This is a genomic window from Roseovarius sp. CH_XMU1461 (assembly GCF_037027165.1).
Taxonomy (GTDB): Bacteria; Pseudomonadota; Alphaproteobacteria; order Rhodobacterales; family Rhodobacteraceae; genus Roseovarius; species Roseovarius nubinhibens.
The window spans coordinates 45,072-64,019 of sequence record NZ_JAYMDV010000010.1; the positions used below are offsets into that span (position 1 = coordinate 45,072).

The following is an 18,948-nucleotide window of genomic DNA, read 5'->3' on the forward strand; positions in this document are numbered from 1 at the left end:
GCGCCGGGGTAACGGCGCGCGCATTGTTTTTGGGATAGGCTGTTCGGTTTGCAGCTGGCCGGTTTTGCCGATCAGGCCGCGACCATCAGCCCCTTGTCCTTGAGTTCGGCGTGGGTCAGGTCGAGCGCCTTGCGGGCGCGTTCGACCAGCGTGTCGATCTCGGCATGGGTGATAACCAGCGGCGGCGAGATCACCATGCGGTCGCCGACATGACGCATCACCAGACCGTTGGCGAAGCAATGTTCGCGGCAGATCAGACCGGCGGTGCCCTTGTCGGCGGCGAACATGGCGCGCGAGGACGGATCGGGCGAGAGCGCGAGCGAGCCCATCAGACCGCAGAGCGCGGTTTCGCCGACCAGCGGGTGATCGTTCAGCGTGTCCCATTTCTCCTTGAGATAGGGCGCGACCTCGGACCCGGCGCGATCGACGATTTTCTCTTCTTGCAGGATGCGCAGGTTTTCCAGCGCCACGGCACAGGCCACCGGGTGACCGGAATAGGTGTAGCCATGGGCGAAGTCGCAATCATTCATCACCTGAGCCACCTCGTCGCAGAGCAGCGAGCCGCCGATCGGCGCGTAGCCCGAGCTCAGCCCCTTGGCAATGGTCATGATATGCGGGCGGATGCCGAGGGTTTCGCAGCCGAACCATTTGCCGGTGCGGCCAAAGCCGGTGATGACCTCGTCGGCGATCAACAGGATGTTGTGCTTGTCGCAGATGCGCTGGATCTCGGGCCAGTAGGTTTCGGGCGGGATGATGACGCCGCCGGCGCCTTGGATCGGCTCGCCGATGAAAGCCGCGACGCGGTGGGCGCCATATTCCTCGATGGCGACCTCAAGCTGACGCGCGCGTTCGAGACCGAATTCCTCGGGCGACATGTCGCCGCCCTGGGCGTACCAGTTCGGTTCGTCAATATGGTGGATGTCCTCGATCGGCAGACCGCCATGGGCGTGCATCGGTTGCATGCCGCCGAGCGAGGCGCTGCCGACGGAAGAGCCGTGATAGGCGTTCTTGCGGCTGATGATGATCTTTTTCTCGGGCTGGCCCTTTTCGGCCCAATAGGTGCGCACGAGACGGATGTTGGTGTCATTTGCCTCGGAGCCGGAGCCCGCGAAGAAGACATTGTTGAGATCATGCGGCGTCAGTTCCGCCAGTTTCGACGAGAGCGCGATGGCGGGCACATGGGTCGTCTGGAAGAAGGTGTTGTAATAAGGCAGTTCCTTCATCTGGCGGGCGGCGGCCTCGGCCAGTTCGTCACGGCCATAGCCGAGGTTGACGCACCACAGACCGGCCATGGCGTCGAGCATTTCATTGCCTTCGCTGTCGGTCAGGGTGACGCCGCTGGCACGGGTGATGACGCGCGCGCCCTTGGCGGCCAGTTCGGTGCCCGAGGTGAACGGGTGCATATGGTGAGCGGCATCCAGCGCCTGAAGCTCTGCGGTCGGCATATGGTTGGTGATCATGTTCATGCGCGGGGCCTTTCCTCTGCGGTCGCCCGGCGAGGGGCGGTGCGAATGTTAACAGCCTGCCTCAATTTCGGGCCGGTCCGCGCAGAATATGATCAAATTATTTTATGTCAACCGAATCAGGTTAACCCGCCCGAGCCCTCGAAAGCGATGCGCAGTTGCTCCATCCCTTGCAGCACATCCTCGCGGATCGCGTGGGCGGCGGCCTCGGCATCGCGGGCGCGCATGGCCTCGACGGTTTCCTTGTGCCGGTCGGGCAGGTTCTGGGTGCCGACCCGGCCACAGACGACCCGCATGGAGGGGCCGAAGCGGAGCCACAGACCTTCGGCCATTTCGGCGAGGATCGGGGCCTCGGCCATGTCGTAGATACGGCGGTGGAAGAGGTAGTTGAGCTGCAGGTAACCGCGGTGATCCCCGGCCAGGATGGCGGCGTCGAGCTGGCTGTCGATGGCGGCGAGCTGGGCCACGCTGGCATCGGTTGCGCGTTCGCAGGCCTTGATGGCGAGATGGGGGTCAAGCCATTGGCGGGCCACGATTATCTGTGAAATGCTGGAGGCTTCGAGCAGCGGCACGCTGACCCGGCGGTTGCCGCGCGATTCAAGCGCGCCTTGTGGCACGAGACGGCGGATCGCCTCGCGCACCGGGGTCATGCCGACGTCGAGCTCGTCGATGAGGCCTTGGATGGTCACCGCCTGCCCCGGCGCGAGATCGCCAAAGAGCACCATCGCACGCAGTTTGCGATAGACGAGTTCATGCGCCGGGAGGTTGCCCTTGGAGGGCGTCGCCTGGCCTGGGAAATCTGCGAGGTCTTGCATGGTCACGGACTGTTTTTAATCCTAGATCGCGGCATCTATTGCGAGTTTAGCTGGCCCGTGGAAACATTACCATATTGCCATGCGGGGAATTTTTTGATCAAATCCTCGACCATGGCAGACCAACATGCCGCCCAACGGGAGAATATCATGAAGAAGCTCATTCTGACCAGCACCGCCGCCGTGGCGCTTGGCGCGCTCAGCGCTCAGGCCGAAGAGGTGCGCGTCTACAACTGGTCCGATTACATCGACGAATCGCTGATCGAGAAATTCGAGAGCGAGACCGGGATCGACCTGATCTATGACGTGTTCGACAGCAACGAGCTGCTCGAGACCAAGATGCTGGCCGGTGGGTCGGGCTATGACGTGGTGGTGCCCTCGGGCACGTTCCTGCAGCGTCAGATCGTGGCCGGCGCGTTCCAGAAGCTCGACAAGGACAAGCTGCCCAATCTCGAGCATATGTGGGATCAGATCGCCGAGCGGACCGAGAAATACGACCCCGGCAATGAATATTCGATCAACTACATGTGGGGCACCACCGGGCTTGGCGTGAATGTCGGCAAGGTGAAAGAAGTTCTGGGTGAAGACGCGCCGATGGGCTCGCTGGCGCTGATCTTTGAGCCGGAGAACATGGAAAAGCTGGCAAGCTGCGGTGTGCATTTCCTCGATGCGCCGGTGGAGATGATCCCGGCCGCGCTCGCCTATATCGGGGAAGACCCCGACAGCCATGACCCGGACGTGATCGCCAAGACCGAAGAGATTCTGGCGCGCGTGCGGCCCTATGTGCAGAAATTCCACAGCTCGGAATATATCAACGCGCTGGCCAATGGCGATATTTGCGTGGCGTTCGGCTGGTCCGGCGACATGCTGCAGGCGCGCGACCGCGCGGCAGAGGCCGACAATGGCAATGAGATCGCCTATTTCGCGCCGAAGGAAGGCGCGCTGATGTGGTTCGACCAGATGGCGATTCCGGTGGATGCGCCGAACCCCGAGGGCGCGCATAAGTTCCTCAACTTCATCATGGACCCCGAGAATATCGCGGCGGCCTCGAACTATGTCTACTATGCCAATGGCAACAAGACGAGCCAGGAGCATCTCATCGAGGATGTGATCGGCGATCCGGCGGTCTATCCGGATGAAGAGACCCTGCAGAACCTCTACACCACCCGGCCCTACGATTCGAAGGTGCAGCGTGTGGTGACGCGGCTCTGGACCAAGATCAAATCGGGCACCTAAGACCCGGAACCTCATAGGTTGGCCCGCACGGCATTGTCGTGCGGGCTTTTTTCAAGACAAGCAGGGGGCCGTGATGGGCGAGAAAGTGTTTGCGCCGTGGACTGACCCGAATGAGACGCCGCTCATTCAGTTCAAAAATGTAACCAAGCGTTTCGGCGAGTTTACGGCGATCGACAATCAGACATTCGACATCTATGAGCGCGAGTTTTTCGCGCTGCTGGGGCCGTCGGGCTGTGGCAAGACGACGATGATGCGGATGCTCGCCGGGTTCGAGGCGCCGAGCGAGGGCACGATCCTTCTGGGCGGTCAGGACATCGCGCCGATCCCGCCGAACAAGCGGGCGGTGAACATGATGTTCCAGAGCTATGCGCTGTTTCCGCATCTGTCGATCTGGGAAAACATCGCCTTTGGTCTCAAGCGTGACGGGCTGCCCAAGGAGCAGATCGCGGCACGGGTCGAGGAGATGCTCAAGCTCACCCGGCTCGAGAAATTCGCGCGCCGCAAGCCGCATCAATGTTCCGGCGGGCAGCGGCAGCGGGTGGCGCTGGCGCGGAGCCTCGCCAAGGCGCCGAAGCTCTTGCTGCTCGACGAGCCGCTCGGCGCGCTCGACGCCAAGCTGCGGCAGGACACGCAGTTCGAGCTGATGGATATTCAGGAAAAGACCGGCACGACATTCGTGATCGTGACCCATGACCAAGAAGAGGCGATGACCGTGGCGAGCCGTGTCGCGGTGATGGATCACGGCAAGATCATTCAGGCCGACACGCCGGCGCGGATCTATGAGATGCCCGGATCGGTCTATGTGGCGGATTTCATCGGCGATGTGAACATCATCGAAGGCCGCGCGACGCCCATGGGCGATGGCTATGACATTGCCTTTGCCGAGGGCGAACCGGCGCTGCATGCCAAGAGCGACAAGAAATTGCAGGCGGGATCGACCGCCTATCTCGCGATCCGGCCGGAAAAGGTGCGGATTTCGACCGAGCGGCCCGATGACCTGCCCAATGTGGTGCGCGGCAAGATCCTCGACATTGCCTATCTTGGCAATCTGTCGACCTATCACGTGCGGCTGCCGAACGGGCAGATCATCAAGAGCCAGACCGCCAACACGCGACGGCTGTCGAACCGGCCGTTCACCTGGGAAGACGAGGTGTGGCTCGGCTGGACGGACACCGCCGCCGTCTTGTTGGAGGGCTAGGCGATGTTTGCACGGGCCTTCAATTTTTCTCTTTTTCTGTTCTTTGCGCTGAGCACTCTCTTCATCGTTGGCCTCGCCGTCACGAAGGGGGCGCTCTATGCGTTCATCGCGGCGGGACTGGTTGTCGGGGGCTGGGTCGCGATTGGCGCGGGGTTGCGCGAACGCGTCATGCGCGTCGCGCTTGTCGCCGTGCCCTATCTGTGGCTGCTGGCGCTGTTTCTCGTGCCGTTCCTCATCGTGGTGAAGATCAGCCTCAGCGACACGGCGCTGGCCATTCCGCCCTATACGCCCGAGCTCGACCTGCGCGAGGGCTGGGCCGGGGTGAAAGAGTTTCTGGCGGGGCTCGATTTCGAAAACTTCGAGTTTCTGGCCAGTGACGATCTCTACTGGCGGGCCTATCTCTCGTCGCTCCAGATCGCGGCCATCTCGACCTTTTTGACGCTGCTGGTGGGCTATCCGATTGCCTATGGCATGGCCAAGGCGCCCGAGCATTGGCGGCCGACGCTCTTGCTTTTGGTGATCTTGCCGTTCTGGACCTCGTTCCTGATCCGGGTCTATTCCTGGATGGGCATCCTGTCGACCGAGGGCTATCTCAACCAGCTCTTGATCAGTGTCGGGATCATTGGCGAGCCGCTGACCATTCTGAACACCAATGTCGCGGTCTATATCGGCATCGTCTACACCTATCTGCCCTTCATGATCCTGCCGATCTACAGCTCGCTCGAGCGGCTTGACGGATCGCTTCTGGAGGCGGCCGAAGACCTTGGCTGTTCGCGGTTCTCGGCCTTCTGGCTGGTGACCTTTCCGCTGTCCAAGGCGGGGGTGATCGCGGGATCGTTCCTCGTCTTTATCCCGGCGCTCGGTGAGTTTGTGATCCCCTCGCTGCTTGGCGGGTCCAAGACGCTGATGATCGGCAAGGTTCTCTGGGAAGAGTTCTTCAACAACCGGGACTGGCCGGTGGCGAGCGCGGTGGCGGTGATCCTGCTGCTGTTGCTGATCGTGCCGATCATCCTCTTCCAGCGCAACGAGCAGAAACAGCGGGAGGCGGAAGGATGAGAAAGCTAACCTGGTTCAACACCACGGCGCTGACGCTTGGCTTTGCCTTTCTCTATCTGCCGATGGTCATTCTGGTGGTCTATAGCTTCAACGCGTCGAAGCTGGTCACCGTCTGGGGCGGGTTTTCGACCCGCTGGTATGGCGAGCTCATGCGCAACGAGGCGTTTCTCGATGCGGCCTGGGTGACGGTCAAGGTGGCGGTGATGTCCTCGACCCTGGCGACGATCCTCGGGACGATGGCGGCCTATGTTCTGGTCCGGGCGGGGCGGTTCGCGGGGCGGACGCTGTTTTCGGGGATGATCTATGCGCCGCTGGTGATGCCCGAGGTGATCACCGGTCTGTCGCTGCTGCTGCTCTTTATCGGTATCGGCATGGACCGGGGCGTGATGACCATCGTGCTGGCGCATACGACATTCGCCATGTGCTATGTCTCGGTGGTGGTGTCGTCGCGGCTGGTGAGCTTTGACCGGTCCTTGGAGGAGGCGGCGCTCGATCTTGGCTGTACGCCGTTCGAGGCGTTCCGGCTCGTCACCTTGCCGATCATCGCGCCGGCGGTGATCTCTGGCTGGCTTCTGGCGTTTACGCTGTCGCTCGACGATCTGGTGATCGCGTCCTTTACCGCGGGGCCCTCGGCCACGACGCTGCCGATCAAGATCTTTTCGGCGGTGCGTCTGGGTGTGTCGCCCGAGATCAACGCGCTGTCGACCATCATGATCGGCATCGTGACGGTGGGGGTGATCAGCGCCTCGCTCATCTCGAAACGCTCAATGCTGCGGCAGAGCGCCGAAGAACGGGCCGCCGACCGCACATGACGCGCATCTACCCTGCCCATGCCTATAGCGCCGCGCCCCGAGCGGGGTGCTATTGGCCGCAGACCGTCGAGATGATGCACCCGCCGCAAGCGCGGGGAGAGATCCGCGCCGATGTGGCGGTGATCGGGGCCGGGTTCACCGGGCTGTCGGCGGCGCTGCATCTGGCGGAGGCAGGCGTCGATGTGGTGGTGCTCGACGCGGAGAGCCCCGGCTGGGGTGCCTCGGGGCGCAATGGCGGGTTTTGCTGTCTCGGCGGATCGGCCGCCCCGGCAGAGGCGTTGCGGCGCAGCTATGGCGAGGCGGCGCGGCGCGAGTTCTGCCGGGCCGAGATCGCGGCGGTCGATCTGGCGCGGGGGCTGATTGCGCGGCATGGGATGGAGGTCGATGCCCATTCCGAGGGCGAGACCCTCATGGCGCATACCCGGGCGGCGGCGCAGGGGTTCGAGGCGCGCGCCCGGCAGATCGAGGCCGATTACGATGTGACACCGCAGGTGATCGGCGAAGGCGACCTGGCGGCCCATGGCATGACGGGGCCGTTTTACGGCGCGATGACCACGCCCATCGGCATGGCGCTCAACCCGGCGAAATATGTGACCGGTCTGGCGCAGGCGGCCTGGGACGCGGGGGTGCGGATTTTCGGGCAGAGCGCGGTGCGCCGGATCGATGCCGAGGCGGGGGGCTATGTGCTCGCCACCGAAGACGCGCAGATCCGGGCGCGGCGGATCGTGGTGGCGACCAATGGCTATAGCTCGGACGATCTGCCGGAGTGGCTGCGCGGGCGGTATCTGCCGACCCAGTCAAACGTGATCGTGACACGAGAGATGTCGCAGGACGAGCTCGCGGCGCAGGGCTGGACCAGCCGGCAGATGTGCTATGACGACCGGTTTTTCCTGCATTACTTCCGGCTCATGCCGAATGGGCGGATGCTCTTCGGGATGCGGGCGGGGCTGCGCTGTTCGCCCGGCGGGGATGCGCGGATGGGCCGGGTGATCAAGGGCCATTTCGACCGGATGTTCCCGGCTTGGGCCCGGGTCGAGGTGGCGCATTACTGGAACGGGCTGCTGAGCATCGCGCGCGATCGCACGCCCTATACCGGGCCGATTCCGGGGATGACGAACGCGTTTTGTTCGATCAGCTATCACGGCAATGGCGTCGCGATGGGGAGCTATGCCGGGGCGCTTCTGGCCGATCAGATCCTCGGGCGGAGCGGCCATCTGCATCCCGAGATCATGAAACGCCCGCCCGAGCGGATGCCGCTCGGCCCCTATCGGCGCAAGCTCATGTGGCCGCTCTATGGCTGGGCGGCGCTGCGCGGCGATTGACGCGGCTTAGCCCTGCGGCGTACGGATCGAACGGGCGCGCGCCCGCCCCTCTTTCAACCCGAGCTGCCGTTCGCGCAGGATGATGATGATCCCGGCCAGAATGACCAGCGCCGCGCCGGCGAGCATGGTTCCGGTCGGCACCTCGTCAAAGACGAGATAGCCGATCCCCAGCGCAAAGATCATCGAGGCATAGTCAAAGGGCGCCACCACCGAGGCATGGGCGAAACGGTAGGACGAGGTCAGGAAAATCTGCCCCATACCACCCAAAAGCCCGGCCGAAATCAACAGCACCAGCTCGCGCGGCTCCGGCATGACCCAGCCAAAGGGCAGCGTGATCAGCGACAGCAGCGTCGAGGTCACGGTGAAGTAGAACACGATGGCCGAGGTCTGTTCGGTGGCGACCATCTTGCGGATATAGATCTGGGCCAGCGCGGCGCAGGTCGCCCCCATCAGCGCACAGAGCGCGCCGACCGCCTGCATCGTCTCGACCGATTCCCCGGCAAAGGTGGAGAGCCGCGGGCTCAGCACGATGATCACCCCGGCGAGCCCCAAAAGCACCGCGCCGATGCGGAACATGCCGACCTTTTCATCGAGAAACATGGCGGCGAAAATCACCGTCAGTAGCGGCGCGGCATAGCCGAGCGCGGTGGCCTCGGGCAGCGGCAACAGCCCCAGCGCCAGAAAGCTCAGCCCCATGGCGGCGGTGCCGACAAAGCCGCGCCAGAAATGCCCCATGGGCGAGTTCACCTTGAGCCCGGTCGAGAGATCGCCGCGCATCACCAGCCAGCCGAGGATGATCGGTAGCGCAAAGAAGGACCGGAAGAACACCGCCTCGCCCGCCGGGACATGATCCGCCGTGGCCTTGATCAGCGAGGCCATGATTATGAACATCATGACGGCGCAGAGTTTCAGGGTGATGCCTTTGACCGGGTGCATGGGCGGTCCTCCTGGCGCCAGTGCTGCGCTCTTTGACCGGAGAGGTCAAGAGCCGCCGGGCGCTCTTTCTGGTGGCAAATACCCATTGCGCCACAGCGGCCCCGCGCGGCCCCGTCAGCGTTTGCGCGGCAAGACCCAATGGCGGCGCAGATGATGGGCGCAGAGCGCGTCCGGCACCCGCTGAAGATAGTCCTGATGCTCTGGCTCGGCCTCCCAGAATTCGCCCGCCGGGAGCACCTCGGTCACCAGCTTGGCGGGCCAGACGCCCGAGCCGTTGATATCGGCAATGGTGCGGATCGCTTCGAATTTCTGGGGATCATTCATGTAATAGATCGCCGAGCGGTAGCTCAGCCCGATGAACGGGCCCTGTTGGTCGGGGGTGGTCGGGTCGTGGATGCGAAAGAAATATTCGAGCAGCGCCCGATAGCCGAGCACCCGCGGGTCAAACCGGATCTCGACCGCCTCGGCATGAGTGCCGTGGTCGCGATAGGTCGGGCGCGCGCTATCGCCGCCGGTATAGCCCGCGCGCGACGAGAGCACCCCGTCGAGATCACGCAGGAGATGTTGAAGCCCCCAAAAGCTTCCTCCTGCGAGCAATGCCCGTTCTTCCATCCCCTGGGCCCCTCCCCTGACCCAGCGTCATTAGAAACCGTAAAGGAGCCATTTCAAAGGAAAATTTCGCAGGCCTGTCACAGGAGGCCCGGTTCGAGCCGCTGACTGGCGGGGCGATCAGAGCTGCAGATGGATGTGATCGTCGTGGCGCGCGGCACGGCATCCCTGAAATCGGATTTTCTCGGAAGTCAGGGCGAGCGCGGATTTGAGATGCGGTTCGAGCAGGATTTTCCCGACCCGGCTGTCGTCGGCCAAGGTGGTGAGGAGATGGCGCGTGCGCTCGGGCTCGATGGTATAATTGGCCCAGTAGGGCTGCAGCGGGCGGACATCCCAGCGCAGCGTGGGCCAGGCCTTGGGGCAGTCTGTGGGGCCGTCTTCAAAGGCGAAATAGCCGACCGGAGACCGGGTTTGCCCGGCGAGATAGCCACCCTCGTCCTTGTAGTAGAAGGCGAGATCGGCCTTTTCGCCATCGTCATGCGACAGATGCGGCAAGAGGGGAAAGCCGGTCAGAAAGGGGAAGCCCGCGTCGAGCACCAGGGTTTCGGTGCCCGGATAGGCCCGGTCGACGGTCTGGGCCGTGTCGCGGAGCACCTCTGCCAGTTCGGTCGAGACATAGTTGCGGTTTGTGGCGCAGTAAAACCAGGACTGCACCTGCAGCGGGCCCTCCTGCCAACAGCTCAGAGCAATGCGCCCGGTGAGCGGTGCGATCCACGTCGCCGCAACGGTCAGGCCGAGGTAGAGCAGGGTAAAGGCAAGCAGCCGTCTTTTGACCGGCAAGGCCAGCAGATAGGCGAGGCCTCCGATCTGTGTCAGAAGCGTGAGAAACCCAAAGACGGCGAGCCGCAGAACAATCTTAACCATCTGGATAGGTGACGGCGTAGGCCCCGGCATTGCAAGCGGATTTGCGCGGGGGCGGTGGGGCGGCTATTTCCGCAACCCGAGCAGGTTGGAGCCGCCCATGTCGCGGCTTGGCGGGACGCCGAAGGCCTTGCGATAGGTTTTGGAGAAATGCGACGGCGCCTTGAAGCCGCAGAGCACGCAGATTTCCATCAGGCTCAGCGTGGTTTGCGACAGGAGGTTACGGGCCTTTTCGAGGCGCAGGCCGAGATAGTATTTGTTGGGCGACGAGCCGAGGTAGCGGGCGAAGAGCCGTTCGAGCTGTCGCGTCGAGACGCCGACCATGGTGGCGATCTCGGAGGGCGGCAGCGGGTCTTCGAGATTCTGGCGCATGATTTCGATCGCGTGGCTGAGCGAGGCGTGGCGCAGGCCCATTTGTCCGGCGAGCGGGCCGCGCTGGGCCTGGGTTTCGGGGCGCGGCGCGGTATAGACCATCTGATCGGCGACCCAGGAGGCGAGCTCGGCGCCATAGTCGCGCTGAATGCGGTCGAGCATGAGGTCCATCGAGCTGGCGCTGCCGGCGCAGGTGAAGACCCGGCCATCGACCGCGTAGATCACATCGTCGACCTCGACATCGGGGTAGGATTCGGCCAGGGCCGAGGAATATTCCCAATGGGTGGTGACCCGCCGTCCGCCCAGCAGACCGGCCATGGCGAGGGTCAGCGTGCCGCTCGACAGCGCGCCGAAGTCGATGCCCTTGCGGGTCTCGCGGCGGAGCCAGCCGAGGATGCGCTTGGTGCTGCCGGCCTGGGCGTCGACCCCGGCGCAGACGATGAGCGTGTCGTCGCGGTGCAGGTCGATGAGCCCGGCATCGACGCCGACCTGCAGCCCGCTCCAGGCGGTGACCGGGCCGCCATCATGGCTCAGCAGCATCCATTCGTAATATTGGCGGCCGCCGTGAAAGCGGTTGGCCAGCGCCAGCGCCTCTTGGGCACAGGTCATGCCGAGCGGCGAAAAGCCCGGGATGAGCAGAAAAACATAGCGTTTCGGTTTGGTGTCCATGGCGGCCCTGCGCGCGGGGGGTGGCTGTCACGGGTCTAGTGACGCGGGGGCAAACGGCTTGCCCAATTGCGACGCAAGCGGCCCAGTGGCGACATGGGGCCGCCGGGCCGATCCTCGTGGTGGTCAGAGGGCGAGACCGCAGGCGCGGCCCTCGTAGAAGGCGTAAGGGGCCTGTCGCGGGGCCTGCGCATCGCCGAGGATCACCGGGGACAAGTCAGCGATTTCCGCTGAAATAGGGTCGAAAGCGCGGTTGGTGGTGGCGATGATCAGATCGTCGGCCGGGTGGTCAAACTCGACGCCGGTGAGCAGGTTTTTGAGCCGCGCGCCTTGGTCGTGCCAGCGGGTGAGCCCATGTTCGGTGAGCATCAACACGCCAAGCCGGGCGAGCCGGGCGCGGATCGGGATGTCGGCGGAGGTGCGGGCCAGTTCGGCGCCGACCATCGGGCCGGGGGTGATCAGCGTGACCTCATGGCCCTCTTCGGCGAGATGCCAGGCGGTGCCGAGGCCGCGCATGTTGCCGCCCTCGTCGAGGACCAGAACCCGGGGCCCGAGCCGTGCCTCGCGGCGCATCACCTCTTCGGGGGCGTAGACATGGCCGCGCTCGCGCCCCGGCAGCGGGCCGAGATCGGGGAGCCAGCGTTGCGTCGCGTCCTCGTCGGGGAGCGAGCCGGTGGCGAGCACCACCCGGTCGGGGCCGATGGCGCGGATCTCTTCGGCCTCGAGGTAGGAATTGAGATGGAGCGTGACGCCGAGCCGGGCGAATTGGCGTTCATACCAGTCGAGCAGGTCGAGGATCTGGGCGCGGCGGGGCTGTTGCCCGGCGAGGCGGAACTGGCCGCCGATGAGCGGCGCGGCTTCGTGGATCTCGACCCGGTGGCCGCGTTCGGCGGCGACGCGCGCCGCCTCGAGCCCGGCGGGGCCAGCGCCCACGACAAGCACATGGCGCGGTGTGTCAGCCGGGGTGAACCTGTCGCCGCCCCAGAGGTATTCGCGCCCGGCGGAGGGGTTGATCAGGCAGGAAATCCAATAGTCGCGCGAGCGGCGGCCCCAGCACATCTGGTTGCAGGAAATGCAGCCGCGAATCTCCTCGGCGCGGCCGTCGAGCGCCTTGCGGGCGAGATGCGGGTCGGCGATCTGACCGCGCACGATGGAGACCATGTCGGCCTCGCCCGCGCTCAGCACGGATTCGGCGTTCTCGGGGGTGCGAATGCCGGCCTCAGCCTGTACCTTGGCGTGAGTTAGGGTCGATTTCAGCAGAGCGGTGGTCGAGACCGTGGGCTTTTCTCCGAGCACGAATGTGGGCATCAGATGTTCGAAATCGAGATAGCCGCCTGCGCCGCAGGTGACGTAATCGAGATGGCCGGTGGCGTCGTGGCGGGCGACGATGTCGCAGAGCGCCTCGGGGCTGTTGAGCACCTCTGTGCTGTGCGATTGGCTCACCGACAAACCGACGATGAAATCCTCGCCACAGGCGCGGCGGATGCCTTCGAGAATGCGCATCGACAGCCGGGTGCGGTTTTCGAGCGAGCCGCCCCATTGGTCGTCGCGCCGGTTGCTCCAGGGGGTCCAGAATTGATCGAGGAGCGAATGGTAGGCGGCCCAGATTTCGACCCCGTCAAAGCCTGCCTGCTGACAGCGGCGCGCGGCGGCGATGAAGGCCGCGATGATTTCCTCGATCTCGGCCTCGGTCATGGCGTGGCTGCCGTCGCTGTCGTGGTAGGAGGGCTGGCCCGAGGGGCTCCAATGCGGGGCGAAGCTCAGGTCGCTGTCGCCATGGGCACCGACATGGTAGAGCTGTTGCAAGATGACCGCGCCCGCGTCTTGCACCGGTTCGACGATGCGGCGGAAGGCGGGGATGACGCTATCATCCTCGTGGCGGAAATTGCCCCGGGTGAGCACGCCGGTGCGTTGCACCGGGACCGGTTCGCAGACGATCATCCCCGCGCCGCCCAGCGCGCGTTCCAGCAGATAGGCCCCGAACTGCGGCCCCGGCAGGCCGTCCTGCGCCATATTGGCGGTATGCGCGCCAAAGGTGATCCGGTTGCGCACGGTCTTGTGGCGCAGCTGATAGGGCGAGGACAGGCGGGGATAGGGCATGGCTGGCTCCGGCTGGCTATTGGGCTGGGGGATCGTCCCAGAGATCGGTTGAGAGGTATTTGAGGCCGCAGTCGCAGATCACGATGGCAATGGTGCCGCCGCGTTCGGGCCCGCGCAGGAGCTGCACGGCGGCGGCGAGATTGGCGCCGGAAGAAAAGCCACCAAAGATGCCTTCGCGGCGGGCGAGAAGGCGGGCGTGATCACGGGCCTCAGCGCCAGAAACAGTCACTGTTCCAGCCAAATCGGTGGATTTCAGATGGGCGAGCGCGTCCATGTCATAGCCGCCACCCTGGATCGGGTGGGCCGGGATGGAACGGTCGCCGCCGCCGATGGCCTCGGCCCCCGCAGGTTCGACCGCGTAGCAGCGCACGCCGCGTGGGGCGAGATAGGCGGCGCAGCCCGCGAGCGTGCCGCCGGAGCCCGCGAAATCGGCAAAAACAGAGACTGTTTCACCGGATTGCGCCCAGAGTTCCGGGGCGGTTCCGTGAAAATGCGCCTCTGGGTTGCCGGGGCGGGCGAATTGATCGGCGCGAAAGGCGGCACGGTCTTGGGTGATCTGCTGTGCGGCCTCTTCGACGCGGGCCAGATCGGCGCCCGAGACCTCGCCCGGGCAGCTGCCCTTGGCCTGCGGGACGAGCACCACCTCGGCCCCCAGCGCGCGCATCATGCGGGCGCGTTCGGGGGAATTGCCTTCGCTCATCACCGCGATGAAGGGATGGCCGAGCACGCCACAGACGATGGCGAGCCCGGTGCCCATATTGCCCGAGGTCAGTTCGACCACCGGCTGCCCCTCGCGCAGCTCGCCCGAGGCGCGGGCCGCCTCGATGATGGTGCGGGCGGCGCGGTCTTTCTTGGAAAAGCCCGGCAGGAGATAGTCGAGCTTGGCCAGAATACGGCCCGAGAGCCCCAGCTCGGCCACGACACGATCGAGAGACACGAGCGGCGTGTCCCCGATGGCGTCAATGACCGAGGGCAGGATCATGCGATCACGCCGAGATCGCGGCCCACCGTTTCGAAGGCGGCGATGGCCCGGTCGAGCATGTCGCGGGTGACGGCGGCGCTCATCTGGGTGCGGATGCGGTCCTGATCGCGGGGCACGACGGGGAAGGAGAAGGCAGTGACATAGACGCCCTGTTCCCCGAGCCGCGCGGCCATTTCCTGCGCCAGTTTCGGATCGCGCAGCATCACCGGGATGATCGCATGTTCGCCGGGCAGCAGTTCGAACCCCAGCGCCGACATTTTCTCGCGGAAATAGGCGGCATTGTCCCAGAGCCGGGCGCGGAGCGCGTCGCCCTCGGCCTCGAGCAGGTCAAAGACCTTGAGCGAGGCGGCGGCGATGACCGGGGCGAGCGTGTTGGAAAAGAGATAGGGGCGCGAGCGTTGCCGCAGCCAGTCGACCACCGGGGCGGAGGCGGCGGTATAGCCGCCCGAGGCGCCGCCGAGCGCCTTGCCCAGCGTGCCGGTCATGATGTCGACCCGGTCGGTCACGCCGAATTTCTCGGCGGTGCCGCGCCCGGTGGGGCCGACAAAGCCGGTGGAGTGGCAATCATCGACCATAACCATCGCGTCATAGCGGTCGGCGAGAGCGCAAATCTCGTCGAGCCGGGCGTAATAGCCATCCATCGAGAACACGCCATCGGTGGCGATGAGGCGGTGGCGCGCGCCGCTTGCCTCCTGCAGGCAGCGTTCGAGATCCTTCATGTCGGAATTGGCGTAGCGCAGGCGCTGGGCCTTGCAGAGCCGCACGCCGTCGATGATCGAGGCATGGTTGAGCGCGTCCGAGATGATCGCGTCCTCGGGGCCGAGAATCGTCTCGAACAAACCGGCATTCGCATCAAACGCGGCGGCGTAGAGGATGCTGTCCTCTTTGCCGAGAAAGCCCGCGATGCGGGATTCGAGCGCCTTGTGTTCCTCTTGCGTGCCGCAGATGAAGCGCACGCTCGCCATGCCGAAGCCGTAGCGATCAAGCCCCGCATGGGCGGCGGCGATGATGTCGGGATTGTCGGCGAGACCGAGGTAATTGTTGGCGCAGAGGTTGATCACCTCGTCGCCCGAGGCGAGCGAGACCTGCCCCTTTTGCATCGAGGTGATGACGCGCTCTGTCTTGTAGAGCCCGTCGGTTCTGAGCCCCTCGAGGCGGCTGTTGATATCGTCGTTGAAACGGTCGGCGGCGCTCATGGCGGGCTCCTTCTGATCTGTTTCTGATCTGTTTCCGATCTGTGGCTACGGGCAGCATGGCAAAGCCGCCCGCAGAATTCGATGGTTTCGTGCCGCTCAGGCGGCGATGCGCGGACGGCCCGAGACTTCGACCGTGATCTCGGCCTCGAGAAAGACCTCGCGGCCCTCGGCCTGGGCCTTGCGAATGTCCTGGGCGATCTTGTGCTGGATGTCCTCGGCCCCGGCGGCGATGGCGGTGTCGCGGGCCTCGCGCAGGAGGTGATCGGAGAGCGCGGTGAGCGCCTCGTCCTCCTGCGTGAAATCCTGCGGTCCGCTGTCGAGATGGATGCGGTAGCGGCCTTCGCCCGGGGCGGTGACAGTGCCGGCGCGGCGGATGGTGACGCGGCCCACCACGGCGCCGATGGCATTGGCGACACCGGCATGTTCGGGCAGGATCATCTCGGTGCCGAGCCGCGCGCCCACCGCCGGGTAATAGCAATGGGCCGAAGCGCCAAGCCCGATCACCGGCACGTCGAGCCCGGCATCGAGCCGGACCAACCCGCGATGACGGTCGAGCCCGCGCTGCATCAGCACATGCCGGGCGAGGGTTTCGGGAGGCAGGTCGAACTCATGCGCGTCCTCGGCAAAAGCAGTCTCTAACAAGGCCAAAGACGTCTGATGGGTGAGCTGATCGACGATCATCCGGGCGAGCGTTTCCGGGTCCGGGGCAAGCCGGTTGCCGGCGCCGGTGCGTTTGCGTGCGGTGAGATCGAGCGCCTTGCGCGCGGCCTCGGCATCCCAGGCGTCGACGCGGCCAAGGACATGGCTCGCATCCGAGGGCGTGACGCCCGCCACCTGCACCAGACCGCGGGTGACGAGACGGCGCAGCGCCTGCGCCTCCATCCGGGTCTTGAGCACCTCGGAGACCGGGCGCACCGTATCGCCGATCCGGTCGAGCAGCACGCGGTCGCGGTCCTGTAGCCCGCCCGCGTCGATACCGGGCACAGCACGCAAAAACCGCGCGTCGAATTCGCCTGGGGTGGTGCTGCGCAGCTGATCGTCGAGCACGGGGTGCACGATGTCGGGGGCTTCATGGGCGATCAGGCTGATCGGGATGACGCGGCGCGGCCCGAGCGTCACGCCACCGATGAGGCCCTCGTCCTCCACATGCACCTCGCTGTCGCCGCCAAGCCCGGTGGTGCGCATCGCCACCGCCTCGACCATGGTGCGCCACGGGCCGACCTGTGCGCCCGCCGGATCGATGGCCGGGCGGCCATCGCGGAGCACGGCGACATCGGTGGTGGTGCCGCCAATGTCCGAGACCAGCGCCGATTGCGCCCCGGTCATCCAGCGCGCGCCGACGATGCTCGCCGCTGGGCCGGAGAGGATCGTCTCGATGGGACGTTCGCGGGCCTGATCGGCGCTGATCAGCGCGCCATCGCCGCGCACCACCATGAGCGGCGCGGTGATGCCGAGATCGCGCAGACCGTCTTCGGCCCGGTCGATGAGCCGGGCGATCATGCCGATGAGCCGCGCGTTGAGCACCGCGGTCAGCGCCCGTTTCGGCCCGTTGAGCCGCGCCGAAAGGTGATGCGAGCAGGACACCGGCCGGCCTGTCCGCTCGCGGATCAGCTCGGCCGCCTGCAGTTCATGGGCGGGGTTGCGGGTGGCGAATTGCCCGGCGACGGCAAAGGCCGAGATACCGTGATCCTCGGAGAGCCAGGCACGCAGGCTGTCGAGGTCGAGCGGTGCCGCCTCGCCGCCCGCGTGGCTATGCCCCCCGGCGAGGACGAGCGAGGGATCGCCCGCCAGCGCCTCGGCGAGACCATGGGTTTCGAGATCGCGGTCGCGAAAGCCGATATAGACGAGGCCGACGCGGCCCCCCTGCCCTTCGACCAGCGCGTTGGTGGCGAGCGTTGTCGAGAGCGAGGCAAGCCCGATGGCGGCGGGATCGGTACCGCTCTGTTCAAGCACCCGGGCGACGGCGCCGCCGATGCCGATGGCCAGGTCATGGCGCGTGGTGAGCGCCTTGGCCGAGGCGATCACCTCTTCCTCGTCGCGCATCAAAACCGCGTCGGTATAGGTGCCGCCCGTATCCACCCCCAGCAATAGCGCCATGGTCTGCCCTTCTCTTTCCTGTCTCAGACCGGGGTATGCGGCTTATGCGTCCGAATCCAGCCTGTTTGCGGCAATTTCCAGCCTCGCAACCGACCAACGCGCCGCATCGGCCACCGTGGGGTCCGGATCGTCGAGATGGGCCCGCGCGGCGGGCAGGAGATCGGGCCGGGCGGAATTGCCGATGGCATAGAGCACATTGCGCAGAAACCGGTCGCGTCCGATGCGCTTGATCGGCGAGCCGGAAAACCGCGCGCGAAAGCCCGCGTCATCGAGCGCCGCCAGATCGGCCAGCGGCGGCGCGATGAGATCGGCGCGGGCGTGATACCGCGCCTCGCGGGCGGTGACGGCGAATTTGTTCCACGGGCAGGCAGCGAGACAATCGTCGCAGCCATAGATGCGGTTGCCAAGCAGCGGCCGCAGCTCTTCGTCCACCGGGCCGTGATGTTCGATGGTGAGGTAGGAAATGCAGCGCCGCGCGTCGAGCTGATAGGGCGCGGGAAAGGCGTCGGTCGGACAGGCGTCGAGACAGGCCCGGCAGGACCCGCAATGGTCCTTTTCCGCTGTATCAGGGTCGATTTCCAGCGTGGTAAACACCGAGCCGATAAAAAACCAATTGCCCAGATCGCGGCTCACCAGATTGGTGTGCTTGCCCTGCCAGCCTAGACCTGCCGCCTCGCCCAGCGGCTTTTCCGGCACCGGCGCGGTGTCGACGAACACCTTGACCTGTGGGGTCTCGGCCCCGGATTTCTCGGCCTCGGCGATGAGCCAGCGCGCCAGCCGCTTGAGCCGCTTCTTGACCAGATCGTGATAGTCGCGATTGCGGGCATAGACCGAGACGGTGCCAATCTCGGGCTGTTCCAGCGTGGCGGTGGGGTCTTCCTCGGGGGTGTAGCTTTCGCCCAGCATGATGACCGAGCGCGCCTCGGGCCAGAGCGCGGCGGGATCGCCACGCCAATGGCTGCGCTCGGCGAGCCAGCCCATCTGGCCATGCCGTCCCTCGGCCAAAAACTCCGCCAACCGCGCGGGCACCTGTGGCACATCGCCGGGACGGCAGACGCGCAGGAGGTCAAACCCTTCGGCCTCGGCCTGTGCGATCAGCTTGTGTTTGAGCGCGTCCATGTTTCTTTTGGCCCCAAATATCCCCCCCGGAGGGCCGGGTCGCCGCGGGCGGGCCCGTGTCAGAGGGGGCTGGTCGGTCGGTGTCTGGTCGGTGTCTGGTCGGTGTCTGGT

The 18,948-nt window shown here is 65.3% G+C and carries 16 protein-coding genes; 5 read left to right on the top strand and 11 right to left on the bottom strand.

All coding sequences use genetic code 11. The features are described from left to right. Positions 1 to 71 precede the first annotated feature (71 nt). Together WA237_RS17700 and WA237_RS17705 are read right to left on the bottom strand one after the other, a co-directional pair. Entirely contained in the window at positions 72 to 1,466 is a 1,395-nt protein-coding gene (locus WA237_RS17700; RefSeq protein ID WP_336099241.1) for an aspartate aminotransferase family protein, read from the bottom strand. Positions 1,467 to 1,582: 116 nt separating this feature from the next. After that, positions 1,583 to 2,278 carry a GntR family transcriptional regulator gene (locus WA237_RS17705; protein ID WP_009813597.1) on the bottom strand — a complete coding sequence of 232 codons (696 nt, stop codon included), beginning with the start codon at positions 2,276 to 2,278 and terminating at the stop codon, positions 1,583 to 1,585. A 147-nt stretch (positions 2,279 to 2,425) separates the two neighbouring features. Between WA237_RS17705 and WA237_RS17710 the strand changes: the two genes are divergently transcribed. The 5 genes from WA237_RS17710 to WA237_RS17730 all read left to right on the top strand — a co-directional run bounded on the left by WA237_RS17710 (position 2,426) and on the right by WA237_RS17730 (position 7,899). Then, positions 2,426 to 3,511 carry a polyamine ABC transporter substrate-binding protein gene (locus tag WA237_RS17710; protein ID WP_336099243.1) on the top strand — a complete coding sequence of 362 codons (1,086 nt, stop codon included), beginning with the start codon at positions 2,426 to 2,428 and terminating at the stop codon, positions 3,509 to 3,511. 73 nt (positions 3,512 to 3,584) lie between these two features. Further along, positions 3,585 to 4,709, top strand: a complete 1,125-nt coding sequence (locus WA237_RS17715) for an ABC transporter ATP-binding protein (protein ID WP_216016044.1) — start codon at positions 3,585 to 3,587, stop codon at positions 4,707 to 4,709. Between the two features lie 168 nt (positions 4,710 to 4,877). Continuing rightward, the gene (locus tag WA237_RS17720) at positions 4,878 to 5,765 is read left to right on the top strand and encodes an ABC transporter permease subunit (protein ID WP_336099295.1); all 888 of its coding nucleotides are present in this window, start codon (positions 4,878 to 4,880) and stop codon (positions 5,763 to 5,765) included. Beyond that, a complete protein-coding gene (locus WA237_RS17725; RefSeq protein WP_009813593.1) occupies positions 5,762 to 6,577 on the top strand; it encodes an ABC transporter permease in 816 nt (271 codons plus the stop codon). The genes WA237_RS17720 and WA237_RS17725 overlap by 4 nt, the downstream gene beginning before the upstream one ends. Continuing rightward, positions 6,574 to 7,899: an NAD(P)/FAD-dependent oxidoreductase gene (locus tag WA237_RS17730; RefSeq protein WP_336099244.1), complete on the top strand. Its 1,326-nt coding sequence runs from the start codon at positions 6,574 to 6,576 to the stop codon at positions 7,897 to 7,899. The genes WA237_RS17725 and WA237_RS17730 overlap by 4 nt, the downstream gene beginning before the upstream one ends. Positions 7,900 to 7,905: 6 nt before the next feature. Here the strand turns inward: WA237_RS17730 and WA237_RS17735 are convergent, their stop codons facing one another. From WA237_RS17735 to queG, 9 genes are all read right to left on the bottom strand, one after another. Next, positions 7,906 to 8,835, bottom strand: coding sequence for a DMT family transporter (locus tag WA237_RS17735; protein ID WP_216016040.1), 930 nt, complete (start codon positions 8,833 to 8,835; stop codon positions 7,906 to 7,908). A 114-nt stretch (positions 8,836 to 8,949) separates the two neighbouring features. Beyond that, complete coding sequence (msrA, locus tag WA237_RS17740) at positions 8,950 to 9,447, bottom strand: peptide-methionine (S)-S-oxide reductase MsrA (protein WP_336099247.1); 498 nt, start codon at positions 9,445 to 9,447, stop codon at positions 8,950 to 8,952. 117 nt (positions 9,448 to 9,564) lie between these two features. Beyond that, entirely contained in the window at positions 9,565 to 10,308 is a 744-nt protein-coding gene (locus WA237_RS17745; protein WP_336099250.1) for a hypothetical protein, read from the bottom strand. A gap of 63 nt (positions 10,309 to 10,371) precedes the next feature. After that, positions 10,372 to 11,346 (bottom strand): GlxA family transcriptional regulator, encoded by a 975-nt coding sequence (locus WA237_RS17750; protein ID WP_336099252.1) that lies wholly within the window; start codon positions 11,344 to 11,346, stop codon positions 10,372 to 10,374. A gap of 123 nt (positions 11,347 to 11,469) precedes the next feature. Beyond that, positions 11,470 to 13,443, bottom strand: coding sequence for an oxidoreductase (locus WA237_RS17755; RefSeq protein WP_336099254.1), 1,974 nt, complete (start codon positions 13,441 to 13,443; stop codon positions 11,470 to 11,472). A gap of 16 nt (positions 13,444 to 13,459) precedes the next feature. Continuing rightward, positions 13,460 to 14,425 carry a PLP-dependent cysteine synthase family protein gene (locus tag WA237_RS17760; RefSeq protein WP_336099256.1) on the bottom strand — a complete coding sequence of 322 codons (966 nt, stop codon included), beginning with the start codon at positions 14,423 to 14,425 and terminating at the stop codon, positions 13,460 to 13,462. Next, the gene (locus WA237_RS17765; RefSeq protein WP_336099257.1) at positions 14,422 to 15,621 is read right to left on the bottom strand and encodes a glycine C-acetyltransferase; all 1,200 of its coding nucleotides are present in this window, start codon (positions 15,619 to 15,621) and stop codon (positions 14,422 to 14,424) included. The genes WA237_RS17760 and WA237_RS17765 overlap by 4 nt, the downstream gene beginning before the upstream one ends. A 96-nt stretch (positions 15,622 to 15,717) precedes the next feature. Further along, the gene (locus WA237_RS17770) at positions 15,718 to 17,718 is read right to left on the bottom strand and encodes a hydantoinase/oxoprolinase family protein (protein WP_336099258.1); all 2,001 of its coding nucleotides are present in this window, start codon (positions 17,716 to 17,718) and stop codon (positions 15,718 to 15,720) included. A 42-nt stretch (positions 17,719 to 17,760) separates the two neighbouring features. Beyond that, positions 17,761 to 18,837 carry a tRNA epoxyqueuosine(34) reductase QueG gene (gene queG, locus WA237_RS17775; RefSeq protein ID WP_336099260.1) on the bottom strand — a complete coding sequence of 359 codons (1,077 nt, stop codon included), beginning with the start codon at positions 18,835 to 18,837 and terminating at the stop codon, positions 17,761 to 17,763. Positions 18,838 to 18,948: the final 111 nt, after the last annotated feature.

What these genes read in the sequence shown, in the direction of transcription:
- WA237_RS17735 (WP_216016040.1), bottom strand. Translation starts at nt 8,835, where the DNA reads ATGCACCCGGTCAAAGGCATCACCCTGAAACTCTGCGCCGTCATGATG.
- WA237_RS17710 (WP_336099243.1), top strand. Translation starts at nt 2,426, where the DNA reads ATGAAGAAGCTCATTCTGACCAGCACCGCCGCCGTGGCGCTTGGCGCG.
- WA237_RS17760 (WP_336099256.1), bottom strand. Translation starts at nt 14,425, where the DNA reads ATGATCCTGCCCTCGGTCATTGACGCCATCGGGGACACGCCGCTCGTG.
- WA237_RS17725 (WP_009813593.1), top strand. Translation starts at nt 5,762, where the DNA reads ATGAGAAAGCTAACCTGGTTCAACACCACGGCGCTGACGCTTGGCTTT.
- msrA (WP_336099247.1), bottom strand. Translation starts at nt 9,447, where the DNA reads ATGGAAGAACGGGCATTGCTCGCAGGAGGAAGCTTTTGGGGGCTTCAA.
- WA237_RS17745 (WP_336099250.1), bottom strand. Translation starts at nt 10,308, where the DNA reads ATGGTTAAGATTGTTCTGCGGCTCGCCGTCTTTGGGTTTCTCACGCTT.
- WA237_RS17755 (WP_336099254.1), bottom strand. Translation starts at nt 13,443, where the DNA reads ATGCCCTATCCCCGCCTGTCCTCGCCCTATCAGCTGCGCCACAAGACC.
- queG (WP_336099260.1), bottom strand. Translation starts at nt 18,837, where the DNA reads ATGGACGCGCTCAAACACAAGCTGATCGCACAGGCCGAGGCCGAAGGG.
- WA237_RS17705 (WP_009813597.1), bottom strand. Translation starts at nt 2,278, where the DNA reads ATGCAAGACCTCGCAGATTTCCCAGGCCAGGCGACGCCCTCCAAGGGC.
- WA237_RS17750 (WP_336099252.1), bottom strand. Translation starts at nt 11,346, where the DNA reads ATGGACACCAAACCGAAACGCTATGTTTTTCTGCTCATCCCGGGCTTT.
- WA237_RS17720 (WP_336099295.1), top strand. Translation starts at nt 4,878, where the DNA reads ATGCGCGTCGCGCTTGTCGCCGTGCCCTATCTGTGGCTGCTGGCGCTG.
- WA237_RS17730 (WP_336099244.1), top strand. Translation starts at nt 6,574, where the DNA reads ATGACGCGCATCTACCCTGCCCATGCCTATAGCGCCGCGCCCCGAGCG.
- WA237_RS17770 (WP_336099258.1), bottom strand. Translation starts at nt 17,718, where the DNA reads ATGGCGCTATTGCTGGGGGTGGATACGGGCGGCACCTATACCGACGCG.
- WA237_RS17700 (WP_336099241.1), bottom strand. Translation starts at nt 1,466, where the DNA reads ATGAACATGATCACCAACCATATGCCGACCGCAGAGCTTCAGGCGCTG.
- WA237_RS17765 (WP_336099257.1), bottom strand. Translation starts at nt 15,621, where the DNA reads ATGAGCGCCGCCGACCGTTTCAACGACGATATCAACAGCCGCCTCGAG.
- WA237_RS17715 (WP_216016044.1), top strand. Translation starts at nt 3,585, where the DNA reads ATGGGCGAGAAAGTGTTTGCGCCGTGGACTGACCCGAATGAGACGCCG.